Origin of the sequence: Microcoleus sp. AT3-A2 (assembly GCF_036705685.1) — a bacterium.
GTDB lineage: Bacteria > Cyanobacteriota > Cyanobacteriia > Cyanobacteriales > Microcoleaceae > Microcoleus.
Genome location: NZ_JAUBVF010000014.1, coordinates 38,005 through 58,917 on the forward strand (window position 1 = coordinate 38,005; position 20,913 = coordinate 58,917).

Genomic DNA, 20,913 nt, shown 5'->3' on the forward strand with positions numbered 1-20,913 from the left:
GATGCTTAGTTTCACCAACTTTTAAGTTTTTTTACTGAATCTTGTCTCCGATAATCAACCATCTTTGTCACTTAAGCAGTGTCTTTGCCAGTTGGGGGTAACGAATGTGAGTTATAAAACAATTAAAAACCCGGTTTCTTCTTGAAGAAATCGGGTTGTTGAAATCGATGGTGAAGCGCGATTTTCTGTCTAAACTATTCGGAAAATAAAAGGGTAGCGGTAAGGTTGGTTAGGATTTTGCAAAACGTGGAGGATAGCCATTATTGTCAGTCCCCAGTGCAGCAGATAACCGAGGGGCACTAGGATAAAGCCAGCTAGACCGAAAGTGACGACAGTTAACGCCACAATTACGGCGCTGTACACCCATACATTAAGGTGAAAATTGATCGCTTCTGTGGCGTTTTCTTTGACAACGGGGTCATCTGATACTAACAATACAGCGATCGGCGCTCCGATCGAGAACAGTAACGTGCTGAAAAAAATCGCCCCGTGGCACACCAGTGATAGCAGCTTTCGCTTGTCAGAGTCGTACATATTACTTTTCCTTGACTTTATTGATAATTTTACCTTTAATAGCAACTGTAGCACAGGCTATAATGGCGATCGGGTGATGATTCCCCTACCTAATTTGTGATGACAACAGAACTCGAAACTGAACTGCTAACTGCTGTTGAGCGCCGGCGCAACTTTGCTATTATCTCGCACCCTGACGCGGGTAAAACTACTTTGACAGAAAAGCTGCTGCTGTACGGAGGTGCAATTCACGAAGCAGGTTCTGTGAAAGCGCGGCGGGCTCAGCGACACGCTACCTCTGACTGGATGGCGATGGAACAGCAGCGGGGAATTTCTATTACTTCTACTGTTTTGCAGTTTGAGTATAAAAAATATCACATTAATCTGCTCGATACTCCGGGACACCAAGATTTTAGCGAAGATACTTATCGAACTCTGGCGGCGGCTGACAATGCGGTGATGCTTGAGGATGCTGCTAAGGGTTTGGAACCGCAAACTCGGAAGTTATTTGAAGTTTGTAAGCTGCGAAGTCTGCCTATTTTTACTTTCTTTAATAAGCTCGATCGCCCTAGTCGAGAACCTTTGGATTTGTTGGACGAAATTGAGAAAGAATTGGGGTTGCAGACTTATCCGGTAAATTGGCCGATAGGTACGGGCGATCGCTTTAAAGGTGTTTTCGATCGCAGGGCGCGCAAAATTCACTTATTCGAGCGGACTAAACACGGTTCTCGCGCTGCTGTTGATACCGTCATCGAATTAGGCGATCCGCGCATTGAAGATTTGTTGGAACAAGACCTTTACTATCAGCTCAAAGAAGAGTTAGAACTGCTGGATGAGTTGGGAACTGAACTCGATTTAGATTTAGTTCGGGCTGGAAAAATGACGCCTGTTTTCTTTGGCAGCGCGATGAGCAATTTTGGGGTCGAACTGTTTTTAGATGCGTTTTTAGATTACGCTATGAAGCCGATCGCCCGCAAGAGCAGCGCCGGAGACTTGCCGCCAACTTATGAAGATTTTACCGGGTTTGTGTTTAAATTGCAAGCGAATATGGACCCAAGACACCGCGATCGGGTGGCGTTTATTCGGGTTTGTACGGGCAAGTTTGAAAAGGACATGAACGTGACTCACGCTCGCAGTGGTAAAACGGTGCGTTTGTCAAGACCTCAAAAGTTATTTGCTCAGGATCGGGAGTCGATCGAGGTTGCGTATCCGGGCGATGTGATCGGTTTGAACAATCCGGGGGTATTTGCGATCGGGGATACTATTTACACCGGCCAAAAACTGGAATATGAAGGGATTCCCTGTTTTTCTCCCGAACTTTTTGCTTTTTTGAGAAATCCCAATCCTTCTAAGTTTAAGCAGTTCCGCAAAGGCGTTTCTGAGTTGCAGGAAGAAGGCGCAGTGCAAATTATGTACTCGGTTGATGAGTCGAAGCGCGAGCCAATTTTGGCGGCTGTCGGACAGTTGCAATTTGAAGTTGTGCAGTTCAGAATGCAGTCGGAATATAATGTGGAAACGACGATCGATATGTTGCCTTACAGTGTAGCTCGTTGGGTTGACGGCGGTTGGGAGGCGCTGGAAAAAGTTGGGCGGCTGTTTAATACGGTGACGGTGAAAGATACTTGGGGAAGGCCGGTTTTGCTGTTTAGAAATGAGTGGAATTGCCGCCAGGTGGAAGGGGAGCACCCTGTTTTGAAGTTAAATGCGATCGCCCCTGTGGTTTCGGGTTTGGCTGTTAGCGAGGAGTGAGATTACCGCAGGCAAAGGACACAACACTGTTGTGTCCATACAAATGATATTTATTCGGATTAAATACGCCGGATATAAGAAGTTACAATCACGGCTCTAACAGTTTTTCTAAGATGGTGTAAATGTCTTTTTTGTCACCATCTTTACGTCTCCCTAGTCCCACGACAACAACTACAACTCGATCTTGTTCGACTTGATAAACTATACGATAGCGCTGTCCAACAGCTCGGATGCTGCGAAATCCTGATAGGTTATTTACAAGGGCTTTGCCTTGCTTTTGTGGTTCAAATTTTAGTTGATCAATGCGATCACGCAATTTTTCCTGTTCTCGTCGATCTTTGACTGCCTCCAACATTTCCAGTGCCAGTGGCGTAAGCTGGATCTCATATTCGATCGCATTTTCTTCGTGATTCATAGCCCCAATTTTGCTTTGGCATTTTCCCAGGAAATAGTTTCCCCTTGGCGTACTTGGGTGATGCTTTGGCGCAATTTGGCAACGAATTCTGTATCGGTGAGAATATCTAAGGTTTCTAACAGTTCAGTCAAATGCGTGTAGCTCATTGCAGCCATAACGGGAACGCCATCTTGAGTGATGATGATAGGCTCATTGATAAGTTCTTGGGGTAGGTTCGGAAGCTGCTGCTGTGCTTGGGCAATGGTGAGTCGTTTGGACATGGTTGTACTAAAGCAACATTACTTTTAATTTAGCATTTCGGCCCAACTAACTCGTTACCAGCGTCAGCGGCTGGTAACGAGTAAATCCAAAATCTAAGATCCAAAATCTAAAATCTCAAATCGGTTGACGGCTGGCCCCCTATGCGGCTACGCTGTGAATTGAGAGGTTGCTTTGCTTGTAGAGGAGGCAGCCCGCGTCGCCCAAAAATCTAGTTGCACTGCCCAAAGCTGCTACCAACAGCAATGGACAGCTAACCGCCAAACTGGGACTAGCAGTCTGGAGGCTAACGGAGTATCTTAACATCCTCTGTAGCCGCCCTGCTATGTGTTGAAATGCGGGGCGGCTGGGTTTTTGGGTTTTTCTAGAAAACCCAAAACCAGGAGAACATATTATGTCACAGGAATTCGTGCCTGACGACAACTTTTCCGATCGCCCAAATGACGACTCAGCAGCAGTATGCGAACAGGAAGTGGTGCTGTTAACGGTTGTCGGTTCGCCCAAGGGTGTCCGGGAAACCATACTCACTTTGTACCGACTGGGATTTGCAGAAGTGGGCGATTGGAGTCCCCTACAACGTGCGGCGAATCCGAAGCAGGTGATGAGCGTGCTGATCCGTCGGAAGCGGGCTGATGGTACATCGCCGAGACAATCTGGGCGGTAAGCTGCAAGGTTAAGTTGTTTTTAGGGCTTACGCATGAAGCCAGAAACCCGGTTTTTACTAGAATACTTGGTTGTGACCCACACATTCGGTAAAAAACCCGGTTTCTTTGTCGGAGTGCGTAAGTCCTATTAATCTGATATCTTGCACCATTATCAACTACCTGTTTAGGAACGGGCATCTTGCCCGTTCCACAAGACTCAATTTTATTGTGGAACGGGCATCTTGCCCGTTCTTAACAATGGTGCAAGATGTGAGATTAATCTTATTCCAAACGTTTTAATAACTCTTTAGGTGATAGAATTGGTAAGGTCGCATCAGCAAAATCTCCTGCATCGCGGGTTACAATAGCCTCCAAGTTATCTGACAGCGCACAAGCTAACTGCACGGCATCTTCAAAATCGGTTAAATTAGATGCAAATGCTATTGCCAAAACGTGGCGATCGACTGCAGATACTTTCATTAATGCTAGTGTTTCAGCAATAGCTTGCCTAGCGCGATCGAGGCTGCGAGTTTGCCTTCTGACAATATAGAAGATATTTGTTAAGGTTGTTGCCGTTACATATCCCTCAATTTGCTCATTTTCGATCGCCTCAAATAAAGCATCAGCATCTTCTACAAACGGTTCTCGTTCTAGCAAACTATCGAGGATAATGTTGGTGTCTATTAATACCTTCATTTTAGGTATTTCTCCACCAAACGTTCTTCTAGCATGGCTGCCACTTCGGCATCTGTTGGAGGTGGCGTATCGGTTTTTGCGAGCCCTCTGAGTCGCTTGGCTGCACCTTGGCGATCGGGGCGTAATCTAATTTTAACTTCGGTATTTGTTGGGGGTGGTGTATCAGTTTTTGGTAGCCCCGTCATGGGTTCCACGAAGTGATCTGGTAGGGATTGTGGGGGTCTGAGTTCCCGTCTGATGGACTCAACAATCGCATTGACTAGAGCTAATCTGTCGGTAACTGATAGTTTGTGAGCTTCTCGGCTTAAGGGCAGCCAAGGTATTTGCGGTATTTGGGATTCGTTCATATTTTTGATATTTTGATATTTTGATATTTTATAGGGCTATTGTAGCAAATTTAGGGCTTACGCGCGGGTGGCCAGAAACCGGGTTTTTATGACAATATTTGGTGGTGATTCGCAAATTTGGGAAAAAACCCGGTTTCTTTGTCGGAGTGCGTTCAGGACTGCGCGGGTGGGCAGAAACCGGGTTTTTATGTGGGGCCAGTAGTTTGTGTGACGACTCGTTATCCTTATTGTGTGTTGAATTTGGAGTGATTAGTCTGCCAGACTGATGTGTGGCGCTAGACAAACGAAGTCCGCACAGGCGGACTTTCTGTTTTTAAGTCTTGGATGAGGTACGGGAAGTGCGAGCAGTCTTTGATGCACTATTCGTGTGGTTGTGATAAAATGCAAGTAAACTAACTTTCGTTAGTGCAAGTCAGCCAACTGCTGCGAGGTTAAATGCTATGACACAGTTTGTTTTGGATAGCTTTGAAGAAGCTCTCACCTCTAGTATTAAAACGAAAATAGAGGAAGCTAGGCAAAAGCTCGAAACGGAATTTGTTAGTGCTGAATTTGAGAGTTTAATATCCACACTTACTACTAAAATTGATGAAATAAATAGTTTAGCCCCTTCCCATTGGAAGAATATCGAATTATTTAACCACGAAGACGCGAAGGATACGAAGTCAGAGGAAAGAAGTAGTAGATCATCTGCCGAGGAGGGAGTGATACGTGAACGTTTAACTGCTGAAGAGTTATTTGTAATATCAAAGAAGTTTCAAGAGGTTAACGAATTCGTACTTTATGACATTGGCAACTATGCTTGGAAAATATCTTTAGACGAAAAGTTAAAGGAGGTCATAAAAAAATTCAGTGATGATTGTAGTAAGGATTTAAAGACTTGTCAAATATTGTATGAGGCTCTGGGTTTGATTAATTTAGCGAGCACTACAAAAGATGGGATAGATGCCTGCCTACATTATGTTAGAGCATATCAACTATTTCGAGAACTTGCTACTAATTATTGGGATAATATTCCGGTTGAAGGTCGGCCACCTTTTTCAGTCCTTCATACAAAAATATTAGAAGCGGGAACATCTTCGCTTCTTTCAGTATTTGCAAAAGATAAAGACCTTAAATTACTCAAGAAAAAGCAACTAGAAAATCTGTCTATTTCTCTAGAAGAAATATCGAAATTAAATCCTTTGAATGGGATAAGAAACTACTTACCAGAACTAGAAAAGCTGGTCAATGTAGCTGTGGAGCAAACTAGGCAGTGGATAGAATTGGGTATTGATATTAGCGATCCATGTGTGATAACACCTTTAGAAGAGACGGCAGACAAATATCCAGCAATTGCTGAATACTGCAACGATCGTTTAATAGAATTGGTGAAAGAACAAATGAATCAAATGAAAAATTCTTTACCAGATGTAAACGAAGAAGTTTTAGATGAGTTTTGATGATAAAATTTTAAGGAAAAAGTATGATTAAGTATTTATGACTTGGGAAAAATTTTTAGCGGAAGGAGATTATGCTGTAACACTTATTCGCAATGGACTGAGGAAACGGGGAATTAATACAGGAGAGTCTATTCTTACTCAGTTTAATACTGACGAAGATATTCCTGTGTATGATAATTTAGGCAATAAAATTTTTTGGATATCTGTAAAAACAGTATTTCAGTCTATTACAGATCCGATTCGACAAATACCGCCCGGTTATAAAGGTTGGATGTGCGGTGAAGTAGAAAGTAAACAATGGGTAAACCCGCCAGCAGTAGTTATTTGGTACTGTCGAAATACCAAAATAGCTTGGGGAGCAATAACGCCAACACGTCCCAGTACAAAGTGGATTATTTATCCAGATAGATACGGTACAAAAATAGATAAACGCAAAACAGCAGCGACAGGTGAAACTCATTATATTTACCCTTCTTATTGTGTGCCAACTTCTGAAATAATTAGTAAAGATGAAGTTATCAACTATATTCAGCAGTTATCCATATCATGTTAATTCACAATGATACAAAGCTTGTCAGGTGTGGAAATAAAAATTGCCGCCAACAACATCAATCAATGTTGGAGTGCGTCAGCCGATCGCACTTCGCGATCTACATAACTCAGCAACCGATCCGTTAACTCCGCAGTCTTATTTTCAAACTTCGGAATCCGCGCAAAATCCGACGACAGCAACTCAATTCCCCGCTTTCTTTCTGCCAGCACCACATCCGCGCACAAACCCAAATAAAACGGATGTATTTGCAAATTATCCCAACTCTCATCAGGATTGACGCTGGCATATCTAATCACCGCCTCAGCCAAATCTGCCTTGTCAATCTCGACTTTGTGCAGGTAATCCCTAGCATCGGCGGGAGACAAATGCCAAACTAATTGTTTCTCTATATAATCTTTGGGAATTGGAAACTTCGACGCATTCGGCCACCGCAGTTGTGTGACAGGACAATCTCGCCCCGCAACCGCAACCACAATCCCCGCTTTGAAATCCAGCGCCCTCAGCAACCGCCGAAACCACTCATCTTGATACCAAAATTTTATTCCCTGAAAACTGCGTTTTTCATCCCACAATTTCTCGTGAGTATCGAACAGCATGACGAGGCGTTCTGGTTTGTGTTGGCCAGCCATTGCCGCATTCAAATCATCTGCAAACAATTTCGGCAAACAGTCGATTAACTCAGTATCAATATCTTTGCGGCGAATTTCCTCGGCCTTGTCGTCGCTGACCCCCAAGCGATTTTGAATTAATTTCATCGCTCGCTTAATCCCGCCCAATTTATCTATGCCTTTAAGCACCGCTACAGCTTGCGCCACCACGGGAAATTCTGCAAAAGTTTCAATTACAGGTGTCAACAATTCCATGACATCATTGGGGAAAAGTTGTTCTAGAGTTGCGTTTGACTCGCCTTTGTTCAGCAAATACCAAAAGCAAGCAAAATCATAATTGGGAAACTTAAATTTATATCTCTTTGCTGCTTCTGCCAGATTGCGCCGCAACATCAGCAAGCCGTAAAATCTATCTTGCGGTTTATCTTCTTTAATCGGTATCAATCCGAAATCGTGCCTGACTACGGGTATGGGAGTATAAGTTTTGGCTTCACGCACAAAATTAGCAACTTCGGCGACTTGTGATTCTGGGAGTGCGCGCAATTGTTGCCAAACCTGCGGCGAAAATCTTTTGCAGCAGTTAACCTGTAAGTGTTTTAGCAGCAATGACTTGCCGTTGCCTCCATCGCCGTAAAAATACAAAATTTGTTCGCGGGGCGGGTCTTCGTTTAAATAAAAGGCAAATCGGCGGGTAAATTCGTGTCTGTCTGTGAAGAGTTGGAGTTGGCGATCGTCCGCAATATATTCGCTTTCAAAATCGTCGTCTTCGATCGGCATAAATGTATTGGTGAGGACTTAATTCAATTGTAGATTAAAACCCGGTGATTGAAAGAGCACCGGAATAATAGAGGAGACGGCAATGCCGTGTCCCTACCCCCAAAATAATATTGTAGGGACTAAGAGGAGACGGCAATGCCGTGTCCCTACCCCAAAATAATATTGTAGGGACACGGCACTGCCGTGTCCTAATTTCTGTGTTAAAACCGTAATCTATCGATCGCCCAAGCTATCTTAGACAAGGCGCTAGTGCAATCACTGTTATGGCATCTCCAAACCATCAAAATTCGGCGGATTTATCTGCAAAACAAGCTCTAGAGGCTGGGTTAGCTGCTTTGAAAGCGCGGGATTACGATCGGGCGATCGCCCTTTTAGAATCCGTTACCCAAACCGCAGCTAATCAGCCGTCGGGAATCCGCGCGCAGATGGGGTTGGTGGCTGCGTACAAAGCAACCGGTAATGTCAAAAAGGCGATCGCCCTGTGCTCTTCCCTCGCCAAAAGTCCCAACCCTCAAGTCAAAACTTGGGCCGATCGCGCTTTAACAGAATTAACCCCTCCTCGCCCCCCAAAACCACCGGAAAATAAACCTAAATCCGCAGAAACTCCCCCCGAAACAGGCTTTGTCGCCTTTGATGCCGGAACAAAATCGCCGAAAAAAACGATTGGGGGCGATGGCTTACGCCCCGCTTCGCTACGACCGACCGCAGATAAAAAAACAGGATTTTTACCTTTAGAGCCTGCTGTAGAGCCTGGAAACGCCAAATCACAACATATTTCCCCGCTACCTCCACCCCCCACAAGCCAGACTTCTGAACCGGAAAACTCGACCGAAACCGCACCCGATACAGAAATTAGCGGCGAAAATAGTTCCGGTTCCCCAACAGATATCCCCGGAGTCGCCAGCCCAGATACTTACCAACTCACTTGGCGCGAAGCAGGGCGCGCGAAAAGCCCGCGCGCGCTCAAACCGCTGAAGTTGCTGGAGTTTCGGCTGCAAGCCGTTGCAAGTGCGATCGCCCTATTTTTCCTAGCCCGGTTTGTCCTGCAATTCTTGCTGACAAACACTAATTCTCTGTTGGTTCAGCTTTACATATTCACTAGACTGCCTATTTTCGCGCCGATTCAGCTTTTTTACCGCGATCCAACTCCGTTTGTTCAGATGGTTTTTGGATTGCTTTTGGCCTCGTCTCCCTGGCTGATAGACGCGCTGCTGAAACTGTTTTGTGGCATCGAAACTCTGCGCGGGTCAGTTTTATCCAAGCACAGCAAGGAAGCTAGTCGGGTAATGCGAAGTTATTGTACGAAGCAAAATATGCCGGTGCCGGTGTTGAAACTCTTGCCGCTGAATGTTCCTGTAGCTTTCAGTTACGGCTGTTTGCCCCGTTTTGCTCGGATTGCTGTGAGTCGCGGGCTGTTGGAACAGTTGACGGATGATGAAATTGCTACTATTTTCGCGCGGGAGTTGGGCCATATCTCTCACTGGGATTTTGCGCCGATGTCCCTGGCGCTGCTGGTGATTCAGATTCCTTACCTGATTTATTGGCAGGTGGCGCACTGGCAAGAGCGGTTGTGCGATTTAATGACGATCGAGTTTTTGCGTTCTGCTGTCAAATTTGTGGCCGCTGCAATTTCTGCTACGAGTTATGGGATTTATAAGTTGTTGCGCTGGCCGATGTTGTGGCTGTCGCGCCGCAGAGTGTATTTTAGCGATCGCACTGCTGCAGAAATTACGGGTAATCCTAACGGTTTGACGCGGGCACTCGGTAAAATTGCGATCGGCATTGCTGATAATATCGAGCAGCAAAAACAAACTAGCTTTTTCCTCGAAAGTTTCGATCTATTGTTACCTGTAGGCGTTGGACAAGCTGTAAGCCTTGGTTCTGCTGCATTACACGCGCCGCTGGAACAGATTTTGCTGTGGGATGTCAGCAATCGCGAGCGCAATTGGTTGACGGTTAACCGCGCGCATCCTTTGCTGGGAGAGCGTTTGAAGCTGTTGGCTCTGTATGCTCAATTCTGGAAGCTAGAGACAGAGTTAGATTTGGCAAACGCGGGAGTGCAAGAACAACCCAGGAAAGGAAAATTATCTCTGTTTAAGTCAATACTCGAATTTAAAGATTCAAAACTATTTTTACAGGGTGCGCCGTTTTTTGGAATTCCGATGAGTTTGGCGATAGTGGGAGTGCTTTGGCTGATTGGGGGGATTTTTTCGAGGACGAGTATCTGGCAGTTGGATTGGCTTTGGGGCGATCGATCGATTATTTGGGGCTGTTTGCCGATCGGATTTTCTATCGGTACTTTGATGCGGATCAATTATTTCTTCCCGGATATTATACCGCGAGAAACCGCTTCGCCGAGTTTGCCGGAAATTTTGTCAAATCCCGATACTTTACCGCTGGATGCTGAACCGGTGCGACTGGAAGGGCAACTTTTGGGTCGATCGGGTATGAGTAATTGGCTGGGACAAGATTTGATTTTGCAGACGGCGACAGGGTTGGTGAGGTTGCACTATGTTTCGAGGTTTGGCTACATTGGCTCTTTGTGGCCATTTTTGTTCAAAGAGACTACTCGCCCTAGCGATTTGATCGGAACATCTGTTGTGGCGACTGGTTGGCTGCGCCGGGGTGCTACTGTGGCGATCGACCTTGAAAGTCTCCGCAGTCAAGGAGGGAGAGTCAGTGACAGCGGACATCCGATTTGGTCTGCGATTTTGGCTTTTGCTGCTGCTATTTGGGGCGCATACATCATTATCCAGGGCCCAAGGTGAGGAATAGTTGTCCGATTGTGGCCTGAGTCGCCAACAACGCGCATCCTCGATCGGTGTTGAGTTAAACAGGGGATTGGCGATCGGATTCTGGAGTTGCTCCCTACGCACCCTACAGTCTATCCGTTACATCCGTTACATCCGTTACATCCGTTACATCCGTTACATCCGTTACAAAATCCGTTGCCGAACTTGCCTCTTCATTCGTAAAGAAAAGTTGCTTTTTTGCCCGCAGTCTGTTACATTAGTTTACAGGAATTGGATTGAACCAAATAGCGCGATAACTTCAGTTGGCTAAAATCCCTTAAGGCATTGCGTAAAAATTGTCAACATCCCAACACAGCAAGTACAGCCAGCCGCTTGTCGGCTGTTTTTTTTCGATCGCTATTTTTGCTGTGCCGGATGAATTCTCAAAAGTGATTCAGATGTGGTTTCCGTTAAATTCAGACTGAAATCTTCCTAAATAACTAGCTCTGTTACCAAGGCTGTGATACCTTTAAAGAATGCTCGGACTCTGCCGGGCCAGATTTAAGGGATACCGGGTAAGTTAGTAGTTCTCAGCATTAGGAGCGAGATTAGGAACGAGGTAAGATTACTGGCTGAAAAAATGTTAGCCATTTTATCCATCACTGTATTAAACTGAATACTGGCATTCCGATCGCTTGCAATTGACATCCTTGGACATAAATTTCTACACGGCGCTGGCTATAAACATTCTGAATCAAAACCGGAAGCAAGTAATACAGAATAGCCAATAGCCTAAACATTTGAGTGATGACTAAAAGTTTACACAACAACCTGAGATTTAAAAGCTCTCTGCATCGGCGGTTAAGTTCCTGCCTTATCAGAGTAAATCATCTTTTTGTTCTAAAAGGTGGGGGGATCTGTCAAGGTTGGTGGGAGGAATGCGCCAATTCTCGGGTTATGTGGTGTTTGCCTGCAGTCAATATGCAGTTGACTTTAGGTAATTCTGTTCGAGCAAATTAATTAAAATCCAAGTCTGGAGGAATTTTTCATGTCTATTCGTCTTTATGTTGGCAATCTACCGAAGGAACTCGATCGCCAAGAATTGCAAGAAGTTTTTGCACCGGAGGGCGAATCTGTTACCACAAAGGTAATTACAGACCGCAAAACTGGAAAATGCAGAGGATTTGGTTTTGTGACGGTGCTAACCGACGAACAAGCCGACCAAGTTATTGAGAAATACAATGGCTTGATGTTCAAAGAAAACCCGCTGAAAATAGAGAAGGCATTGCCCCGCTCTAAGGGTAAATCTGAGAAGGGCGAAGACGATCAGCAGCAGTCGCCGCAGTCACCACAGTTGGCGTCGGCGTCGGCGTCTGTGCCTATGCCTGTACCTGCGCCGCAGCAACAGCAGCGCTCGTCAGCTCCTCCTACCCAAGGTGGAGGCGGTTCCAGCAAAAGCAATCGCCGTCGGGGTGACAACAACAAGTCTCGCCGCAATCAGTCAGCAACAACGGTGTCGAGCGCTGATTCGGGCTCGGTGCAGCCAGATCCGCGCTGGGCGAGTGCTCTGGAAGAACTCAAGCAAAGATTGGTGGAAGCTCAGACTACTAATTAGTCGAAAATGGCGGCTAATTGCTGCTGCCTCTCGACTGTGGTTGACTGAATGTATCTGGAAGTGCGATCGAGAATGGATCAAAAAACCCTGTTCTCGATCGCACTCTTTTCTGGTAAAAAACCTCTAATATCTAGCAGTGCGGTAAAATAAGTGCGATCGGGCAAGTAATGAAAACTCAAGTCCTAACTACCAAAGAGTTGGATTTTGGTCGATCGAGCGGACACGATGCCATATTCTGAGAATGGTTGGCAAAAAAACCCGGTTTCTCTGAAAATAGAGGGTTGAGCAGCGAGACATCTAGAAAGAAACCAGGTTTTTAGCCTGTCTAAACAAGTCCTTTTTATTCGATCGGCCCGAATTCGATTGTCTCAATAAACTCAAAAATCTTGTTCATAATTCCCTCAACTTCAGACTCCAGGGAACCCAATTCATCCCCCTCCTGATAAATGCGCTGACAGCTTACCGTGTAGCAAAAATCATCAGCAATAAAAGCCATAAGTCCCCGGTAAGCATCCAACCGAGTCAGAGGGCGATCGTTTTCTTGCACGCTGATAGTTGCACCCGCAGGCAAATCTAAAACCACGAAATAAGCTTCTTCATCTTCTAAATATTCCGCGTGGAGTAACTTAGAATTGGGAACATTAGCAAGAATTGCCTGAGAAACAAAATTGTCGAGAAAAGACTTGAGATAACCTTCCTCGCCAACCGACTCGATTGTTTCTTCAACTTCACCAGCAACAGGGAAATAATCAATTTTCAGCAAAACGCCAAAGTCGTCAGAAAATGCGACACAGCCTTCTTGCTCATCAATTTTACCGCCTCGTTGATCGTCCACTGGAATGGGAACGCTAAAATTGCCTTCAGGAGATACGTACCATGCCGCATCGAAATCAGACTCTTCGCCCTCTACTTCCGAGTAAGCAGCAATTACATCCTCAATAATTTCTGCTGCTTCCTCGTCTTCCACACCTAATGCTTGTTGGAATTCCTGAAGAAAAGCCTGGTGCTTCTGAGAGATTTCGCCATCTGCGACAAACATTGCTGCGGTTATTGCAAAAGTATCCAAAACTAACTCATCGGGCATGGATTCCCCAGCAGTATTAAATAATGCTCCTAAACCGTCTTGGGCGACAATACCGGCGAGTCTTTGAAACATTGCTGACATATCATCTTCCGAGTATTCAGCAAATATTTCTGATTCCCAAAGTATGCTTTCTAAGATATCAGCATCCGTATCAGGGGAATTTGCCTCTGCTGCCACAAATGCTACCGCTGCTACGGATTCTTCTAAAGTCAAGCTTGCTTCGGATTGGTCTTCTGAATTGAATATTTTATCAAACTTGCTCACAGGTTTTGCCCCGCTAGTGTTTAGTTTTGCTATTCATAGCAAATTTATGACATAAAAAGATAGTCGTCAGGGATACATTTACTTTTTGGAAAATCCCGCCAGTCAATGTGGGGTGCGTCTAGCCTTACACCTTACCACTGGTGAATATCAAATCTCCAATTAATTTACCAAGGACTGCCAATTATTGTGAATCCGGCCCAAAACGTCGGGTGAGAGAAATCTGCATTTGCTACTTGTGTGGCTTGATTAATGTCGATCGCGCCTTGAGTTCCCCGCAATTGACCGTCTTTTACTACAATTTGTTTGTGGATCATTGCCAGTTGAGCTTTTCTGAGGGCTTCAGCTTTAATGTTTTCCGCTCGCAAATTGCCATAAAACTCGGTCATCAACGCCAAAGTGCCGATATCATTAACTTTCCACAAACTCGCCAAAGCTGATTTTACACCGCTGCGGACAGCCAGTCCAGCAAATCCCATTTCTGCTGTATTGTCCCCGATCGCAGTTTCGCACCCACTCAGCACTAATAACTCGACTTGTTGGCGATGGTACCACTTCGCCGATCTAAATTCATCCAGCGCCAAAGAGCGATCCCACAAATGAATCTCAGCTTCCTTGCGTCCGTTTTCGCCTTGAGGAAAACTGGCGTGAGTAGCTAAGTGAACGATTTCAAATGCCTGTTGTTCTCGCTGTTTTCTCAGGTTTTGCAGGGTAAATTCTTGATTGAGAAAAGAGCGGCCTTGCCACAAGGGAAATGCTGCTGGATTTTGCGTTTCTGTTCTCCTCCCGGCGATCGCAGATAATTCGATCGGCACCGCAGCCAAACGTTCTTTCTTGGTGTGTGGAAACTCTGAAGCACCCATTGCTAAAACTTCGGCATTCAGCAAACTTTGATAATTGGTGTTAGTCAAGCTGATGCTGGGAATTGAACCTAGACTGTATTTTTCTATTAAAAATTGGTTGCCATCGTGCAAAGCTGCTATGGGCAATTGGCGCAAACCGGCATCAAATGCAAAAATGAGCGTGTCGATATTTAATGATTCTAAATTTTGAGAAATCGGTGCAACTAACCATTTGTAAAGTTCCTGGGCGCTTGGCAAATATCTTGTATCTTGCGAATCCAAAGGATTCCCTAAATATTCCTGCAAATATTTCACAGTTTTCTTTAATTCTATTATTGTGGTGATCGCGACTTTTTTGATAATTGGAGGGCCATCTGGAACTACTAAAATTAGCCACAAGTCTCTGATTCCTGCCACAGCGTAAACAATTACAGCTTGCTTCCCGGTTTCTTCCTTAATTGTTTTCAGAGTTTCTCTCAGATATTGAACGTTAATTTTTTTATCTGTAAAGTTTTCCCCATAATAATTTTCGTAGTCTTGCTCAAAGAGTTGGTCAATTAGAGCAATAGCATCATTAGCATTGCCTTGTTCTAAAGTTTGTTCGACGAGCGACCTGCTAATTTGTGAGGGAAAGAGATTTGGGATATCTGCAGGTAAGGGATTTTCTGCGATCGGAGTTGTTACGGGCGCTGGAGTTGGTGCGGGTGTTGGAGTTGGTGCGGGTGCGGGAATTGTTGCGGGGGCTGGAGTTGGTGCGGGAATTGGAGTTGGTGCGGGAATTGGTGCGGGCGCTGGAGTAATAGTCGGTGAATCTTGAACTGGCGCTGTATTTATTGCAGCTATTCTCTCCCAAACATCAGAAATATTGAAATCAAATGGTTCAGAATTAGCAATCGGTAAACTAGGAGTTTGCTCGATTATTTCCGGCGGAGTTTCTGCGACTGAAACAGTTAAATTGTCAGTAGATGTCTGTGTGGAAATCGGGTTATTAGCTTCGGCTCCGGCAATGGTGTTAACTGACGGGGTGTAAGGAAGTTCTAGGGAGATAATTGTTTCATTGTTACGCTGCCAATCTAATTCGGTATTTCCCGTTTCAGCATTTTGGCTAATAGAAGTTTCAGCACCCAATAAATCGCCAATTAAAAAAGCTAAATCCTGTTGGGGAGTTTGGCTTTGGCTGACAGCGGGCGCGGGTACGATCGCACTTGCAGGCACAGGTACGATCGCACTTGCAGGCGCGGGTACGATCGAGCTTGCAGGTGCTAGCTGAATCTGAGTTACAGGCTGGGTTACAGAGGCAATAGGGGCTGCGGGCGCGGGATTTGGTGCGTTTGAAGGTTGGGGGGCGATCGCAGGTTGAGTGCCGAGGGAGGAGTTGATTTGGGAAACAGAGGGAAGGGTAGGCCTCGAAGCTATGCGGGCAGCAGCGTTTGGGGTTGTGGGTGTTGAGGGCTGTGTGGGGCGCGCGCGGGGTGGCAGTACGAATGAATCGGGCAATTCAGGTAGTTGGATGTTGAGGGGAAAACCAGGTATCGGATCGGGTGTTGCCGAAGGTGCGATCGAAGTTTGGGGTGTTGCCGAAGGTGGGATAAATATTTGGGGAATTGGGAAAAGTGCGATCGAGCTTTCGGGTGTTGGGGATGGTGCGATCGAGCTTTCCGGTGTTGCCGAAGGTGCGAGGGGTAAACGCGGTTGGATTTGCGGGGAGGGCGTGCCTGCGGGCGCTGGAGTAGCTGCGGCTGTGGGTGCAGGCGCTGGAGTAGCTGCGGCTGTGGGTGCGGGCGCTGGAGTAGCTGCGAGTGTCGGTGCGGGCGTGGGAGTAGCTGCGAGTGTCGGTGCAGGCGTGGGAGTAGCTGCGAGTGTCGGTGCAGGCGTGGGAGTAGCTGCTGGTGTGGGTGCCGGTGTTGGAGTAGCTGCGGGTGTCGGTGCAACTATTGGCGGCGGTACGGAAATAATTTGAATGCGATCGCCATCCTGTTTGTGAGTATAAGGATAGGCAATATACGGCAAAATTGTTTGAATAGGATCAGAATTTCCCCTAGTAATTGCACCCGCCGTTCCATTGGTGGCAGAATCACCGACAATAAACGGCGTTAATCCTGCGCCTCCGTGGCGGATAATTATAGTACCGCCGCTGCTATCTCCAGGACTTCCAGCGGTAGAAATGCTAGCATTGATGCCGTTGCTGTCTGTGAAGGAATTGAGCGATCGAAAAAACCTTCCCATCCGAATCTCGACATTGCCTCCCGTACCCTTGCCGAGACTACTTTGAGCGTTAATTTGACTCACCGTAATATTGCCCGCAGCACTGCGGTTATAAGCCGTGACATTCCCTGCATTCCCCTGCGCCGAAGAGTCAATTTCACCAACAGTAATACTTCCGGTAGCGTCGAGCAAGATACTGCCACCATTACCAGCAGACGAGGTATTGATATCGCCCGCAGCAATATTAGTTCCAGCGCTCAAAGCAATATTACCGCCAGTGTTAGGGGAAGTCGCATCGAGATTACCTGTGGTGATTTCTCCGTTCTCACTAAACAAAGAAATTCCGGCGGGTGACTTAATATTTTGGGCGGTAATATTATTCGTAGTAATAATGTTAATTGCACCGGAATTTTTGGTGATATCATCTTCAATATTGATGCTGTTGAGGGCAGTCGCTTTGCCAACATCTTTACCAAAATCCACACTTCCCGCCTGGGGTTGAACAGTCAGACTGTAAGGCCCGTCAACAGTAGACTTAAAAGTAATATCGCCAGTATCTAAGATTTTGACCGACAGGTTGTCACCTAATGTTACCGGAGCGTTAAAAGTAATGTTATTGCGGTTGGTTTCGATCTGGCCACTGGCAGTAATAGAGTCATTTGCCTTAACATCAATATTGCCACCAGTCACAGTAATACTAGGAGCGAAAGTGCGGGAATTAATATCAGATGTCGAAACTGTTCCGCCAGCAATTATGGTGATATCTCCGCCCTTGCCATTTGCCGCAGCGGTAATAATTGGGCCTGCTGTTGTGTCGATATTACCGCCGCTTTGAATGCGAAGATTGCCGCTATTGGCGTTGAACCCACTTAATAATAAAGCGCTACCAATTCCTGCCGTACTGATGTTGGTTCCAGCTTCGAGGGAAATATTGCCGCCGTTGTTGCCCCCGATCGCATTGATGATTCCGGCGGTAGTGTCGATCGCCCCGCCGCTTTTAAACGTGATTGAGCCGCCGTCTTGATTGCCGATCGCCCGGATGTCGCTGGTAGTAATATTTCCCCCAGCATTTAGATTAACATTGCCGCCTGTGTTAGTTTTAAGATCGGGAGATGAACCGTCATAACTTGTCAATAGCTGACCTGTAGTAATATTGCCGTTGCTGTTAGTAAACTTTAGATTTCCGCCCTGGATTCCCGATACTAATACATCGCCTATATTAATGTCACCGCTGGCAGTAGATAAAGTAACATTGCTGCCATTGCCCTTAGCAGAATCACCTGCGATCGCGGTTCCTGTTGTCGGTGTTGTGATGCCGGTGCTGGCTTGAAGAGTGATATTTCCAGCAGCGCGATCGCCCGTGACATCCATCGTTCCGGTATTTATGGAACCGGCAGTGCTCGTAAGTGCGATCGGGCCGCCGTTTTGATTCGCCGTTACATTGAGATTGCCAGTCGTAATATTGCGATCGGCACTCAAAGTAATTGACCCACCATTTTCCGGTAGAAAAATCGTAGCATTTCCTGAATCCTGAGAGCTGGTTGCATTTACTTTCCCTGTAGTGATGCTGCCATTTGTGCTAGTAAAATTAACAATCCCGCCTTGCAATTTACCATAGTTTAATACGTTACCTGTTATAATATTTCCACTGGTAGAGATAGTAATATTGCCGCCCTTTTTACCGCTGTCTGAAGAATTATTGAGATCGCCAAGCTGGATATTGCCATTTACGCTTGTAATATTAATATCTGCACCATCTGCTGTAGATTCACCTATACTCTCTGCACCTATATAACTTACGTTAACGTTACCATTTGCCTGTAAAGTTACAGAACCAGGAAAGCTGGATAAACCGCTATTTCCAGTGGTTATATGTACTCCGCTTGGAGGAAAAATAATAGATCCCTGTTCGCTGATGATTGTAACATTACCACTACTGCCAGTAGGTACTGTATTAGGAACTCCTCCTGCAAAACTCTCTATGCAAAAACTAGGGGAGGTACAGTCTAAAGTGATATCGTTTTTTGCTTTGAGAGTAATATCACCCGCTCCACTTGACGCGAAAGAAGCTATACTTTCTCTAATAGTAAAGCTACCACCAGCATTAACAGTAATATCACCGCCCTTGCCATTCACAGCGGTGGCTATAGCCCGAAGTGCTCCTGTTGAAATATTTCCTCCTGCAGTCAAAGATATAGAACCAGCATCGCCTCCAAAATTATCTGCGTTAATGTTTCCTGTTTGAATGCTGCCTGCCGCTTGCAAAGTTATAGGGCCAGTTTGACCAGTTCTTGGGAACAAATTAGGATCGGGAAACGTATCAATTTTTCCTACTACTTGAATGTCACCGCCCGATCGCAAAATTACCGATCGCGAACTTCCCAAGATAAATTCATCACCCGTAGTAGCACCAGCATAAGTTGCATCTGGACTCGTAATTACGATATCTCCATTAAAAGTAATATTTCCTGTACCAGAAGTCGTATCTACCTTGATAGATGCACCCGTGTAACCCCCAGAAATATAATCACCATCTTGTATAAATGGAGGATCGTACAGACTAATAAAATTCGCAGGTTTCCCGGATAAATCAACAATCGATGTGTTATTTCCGCTCCTAAAGTGAGAATCTGTAGATATAATGCCATCACTCACTAAAGTCAAATTTCCGCCGCTGACAAACGGCGTTTGCGAAAGATGATTCAGCGCCAAAATATCGATACTTTGATTTCCCTGAATGTAGAGATTTCCGCCAGCATTAGCCACAAACGGATTTGCCACACTATCGCGCACCCGCACTGTATCGTCAGCCAACAAATTTAAATCGCCAGTTGTACGCAACTGACTTTCAACTAATGTCAAATTGCGATTAGCTGACAGCGTTGCAGTCTCCGCACTTACTTCTTTAGCAGCGACATCTCCATTCTCTACCTGCAAACCACCCGTTAATTCTATTTGCCCTCCAGCGTTGACTGTCACCCCCGTGGCACTTCCCCCGCCACCAGTCAACAACTGCGGCAAAGATGCAACTGGCAACACCCAATTTTGAGGCAAACTCCCGGCTACAGATTGCGGCTGAATCTCCAAACTCAACAGATTTCCCGGTTGACTAATTCTGACTAAACTCTCGCCCGGTACAGCCGCAACAGTAATATTTCCTCCCGGTGCAGAAAGTTGTCCCGTACTCAAAACCGTGCCGCCCAATAAAGTTAAATTTTGCCCTTGTCCCACTGCCAAATTGCCTAAATTGATAATTCCCCCCGGCTGTGTATTTGTAAAAGCAAAACTATTAGGATTTCCGACTAATTGAGTATAATTGTTTGTACCATTCGCACTAAACCAGTTATTGCTAAAACCGATGCCCGTCGCAGTAGTCGAGGTGAAAGCAGCAGGCACATTCAAACTGGCATTTGTGCCGAAAACAATCCCCGCCGGATTCATTAAAAATAAATTGGAATTGCCGCCCGTTATTTGAATTAATCCGTTAATCAGCGAAGCATCGCCGCCGACAACTCGCCCTAAAATATTGCGAATATTGGGATTTGATATAAAATTGGCAGTTTGTCCTTGAGTTAAACCAAATTCTTGGAAACTGTGAAAGAGATTTGCACCGTCGCCAGATTGTTGACCGCCGTTGATGTTAAATTGGTTGCCGCTGGGAGTAATTTGAGTATTCGTGCCGTCGGTTGCGGGGGTAATTTGGGCTATGGCTGTTTGGGATGGGGCGAAAAGTCCTATTTCCCACATTGCTAAGGTGGTGAAGGAGAGGAATGTTAGGAAAAAGCGGGGTTTTTTGTGTGTTGATTTCATGGTTTTGTTAGTAGATGATATCTCGTACACTCTGATAATTGCGAAAGTCCGCCAGCGCCCTCTGACAGTCCCAAAGTCCGTCAATCCGCCAGGGAATTCATTCCCTGGCTAATAGCGAAAGTCCTCTGAAGAGGACTGTAGAAAAAGTTTAATGTCAGTCCACTTCAGTGGACTTTTGCTTTGAGGCAGGGAATGAATTCCCTGCCGGAATTAACGTCACATCCCGCGATTCCGCCAGGGGTTTCAACCCCTGGCTAATAGCGAAAGTCCTTTGAAGAGGACTGTAGAAAAAAGTTTGATATCAGTCCACTTTAGTGGACTTTTGCTTTGAGGCAGGGAATTCATTCCCTGCCGGAATTAACGTC

Annotated in this window: 15 protein-coding genes; 6 read left to right on the forward strand and 9 right to left on the reverse strand. The window is 45.7% G+C overall.

Annotation, left to right across the window (positions count from 1 at the left end):
* Positions 1-189 precede the first annotated feature (189 nt).
* Positions 190-534 carry a DUF4870 domain-containing protein gene (locus QUB37_RS11095; RefSeq protein WP_333161840.1) on the reverse strand — a complete coding sequence of 115 codons (345 nt, stop codon included), beginning with the start codon at positions 532-534 and terminating at the stop codon, positions 190-192.
* A gap of 99 nt (positions 535-633) precedes the next feature.
* Here QUB37_RS11095 and prfC point away from each other — a divergent pair, with 99 nt between their 5' ends.
* Positions 634-2,262, forward strand: a complete 1,629-nt coding sequence (prfC, locus tag QUB37_RS11100) for a peptide chain release factor 3 (protein ID WP_333161842.1) — start codon at positions 634-636, stop codon at positions 2,260-2,262.
* Positions 2,263-2,350: 88 nt separating this feature from the next.
* Here the strand turns inward: prfC and QUB37_RS11105 are convergent, their stop codons facing one another.
* The 3 genes from QUB37_RS11105 to QUB37_RS11115 all read right to left on the reverse strand — a co-directional run bounded on the left by QUB37_RS11105 (position 2,351) and on the right by QUB37_RS11115 (position 3,241).
* The gene (locus tag QUB37_RS11105) at positions 2,351-2,677 is read right to left on the reverse strand and encodes a type II toxin-antitoxin system RelE/ParE family toxin (protein ID WP_333161845.1); all 327 of its coding nucleotides are present in this window, start codon (positions 2,675-2,677) and stop codon (positions 2,351-2,353) included.
* Positions 2,674-2,937, reverse strand: coding sequence for a type II toxin-antitoxin system Phd/YefM family antitoxin (locus tag QUB37_RS11110; protein WP_333161847.1), 264 nt, complete (start codon positions 2,935-2,937; stop codon positions 2,674-2,676). Before QUB37_RS11110 ends, QUB37_RS11105 begins: the two co-directional genes overlap by 4 nt.
* Before the next feature lie 139 nt (positions 2,938-3,076).
* Positions 3,077-3,241 (reverse strand): hypothetical protein, encoded by a 165-nt coding sequence (locus QUB37_RS11115; RefSeq protein ID WP_333161849.1) that lies wholly within the window; start codon positions 3,239-3,241, stop codon positions 3,077-3,079.
* 88 nt (positions 3,242-3,329) lie between these two features.
* Here QUB37_RS11115 and QUB37_RS11120 point away from each other — a divergent pair, with 88 nt between their 5' ends.
* Positions 3,330-3,599: a hypothetical protein gene (locus QUB37_RS11120; protein ID WP_333161851.1), complete on the forward strand. Its 270-nt coding sequence runs from the start codon at positions 3,330-3,332 to the stop codon at positions 3,597-3,599.
* A 262-nt stretch (positions 3,600-3,861) separates the two neighbouring features.
* Here QUB37_RS11120 and QUB37_RS11125 read toward each other — a convergent pair whose 3' ends face one another.
* A complete protein-coding gene (locus QUB37_RS11125) occupies positions 3,862-4,275 on the reverse strand; it encodes a PIN domain-containing protein (protein ID WP_333161853.1) in 414 nt (137 codons plus the stop codon).
* Positions 4,272-4,622: a hypothetical protein gene (locus QUB37_RS11130; protein ID WP_333161855.1), complete on the reverse strand. Its 351-nt coding sequence runs from the start codon at positions 4,620-4,622 to the stop codon at positions 4,272-4,274. Before QUB37_RS11130 ends, QUB37_RS11125 begins: the two co-directional genes overlap by 4 nt.
* Before the next feature lie 440 nt (positions 4,623-5,062).
* Here QUB37_RS11130 and QUB37_RS11135 point away from each other — a divergent pair, with 440 nt between their 5' ends.
* The gene (locus QUB37_RS11135; RefSeq protein ID WP_333161857.1) at positions 5,063-6,061 is read left to right on the forward strand and encodes a hypothetical protein; all 999 of its coding nucleotides are present in this window, start codon (positions 5,063-5,065) and stop codon (positions 6,059-6,061) included.
* 37 nt (positions 6,062-6,098) lie between these two features.
* Positions 6,099-6,614 (forward strand): hypothetical protein, encoded by a 516-nt coding sequence (locus QUB37_RS11140; RefSeq protein WP_333161859.1) that lies wholly within the window; start codon positions 6,099-6,101, stop codon positions 6,612-6,614.
* Positions 6,615-6,673: 59 nt separating this feature from the next.
* On the opposite strand, the gene QUB37_RS11145 is transcribed toward QUB37_RS11140, so the two are convergent.
* Entirely contained in the window at positions 6,674-7,999 is a 1,326-nt protein-coding gene (locus QUB37_RS11145) for a hypothetical protein (RefSeq protein WP_333161861.1), read from the reverse strand.
* A 263-nt stretch (positions 8,000-8,262) separates the two neighbouring features.
* Here QUB37_RS11145 and QUB37_RS11150 point away from each other — a divergent pair, with 263 nt between their 5' ends.
* Together QUB37_RS11150 and QUB37_RS11155 are read left to right on the forward strand one after the other, a co-directional pair.
* Positions 8,263-10,767: a zinc metalloprotease HtpX gene (locus QUB37_RS11150; protein WP_333161863.1), complete on the forward strand. Its 2,505-nt coding sequence runs from the start codon at positions 8,263-8,265 to the stop codon at positions 10,765-10,767.
* 1,012 nt (positions 10,768-11,779) lie between these two features.
* Entirely contained in the window at positions 11,780-12,346 is a 567-nt protein-coding gene (locus QUB37_RS11155; protein WP_333161865.1) for an RNA-binding protein, read from the forward strand.
* Positions 12,347-12,686: 340 nt separating this feature from the next.
* On the opposite strand, the gene QUB37_RS11160 is transcribed toward QUB37_RS11155, so the two are convergent.
* Both QUB37_RS11160 and QUB37_RS11165 read right to left on the reverse strand, forming a co-directional pair.
* Positions 12,687-13,694: a tellurite resistance TerB family protein gene (locus tag QUB37_RS11160; RefSeq protein WP_333161867.1), complete on the reverse strand. Its 1,008-nt coding sequence runs from the start codon at positions 13,692-13,694 to the stop codon at positions 12,687-12,689.
* Positions 13,695-13,858: 164 nt separating this feature from the next.
* A complete protein-coding gene (locus tag QUB37_RS11165; protein ID WP_445300020.1) occupies positions 13,859-20,485 on the reverse strand; it encodes a CHAT domain-containing protein in 6,627 nt (2,208 codons plus the stop codon).
* Between the last annotated feature and the right edge of the window lie 428 nt (positions 20,486-20,913).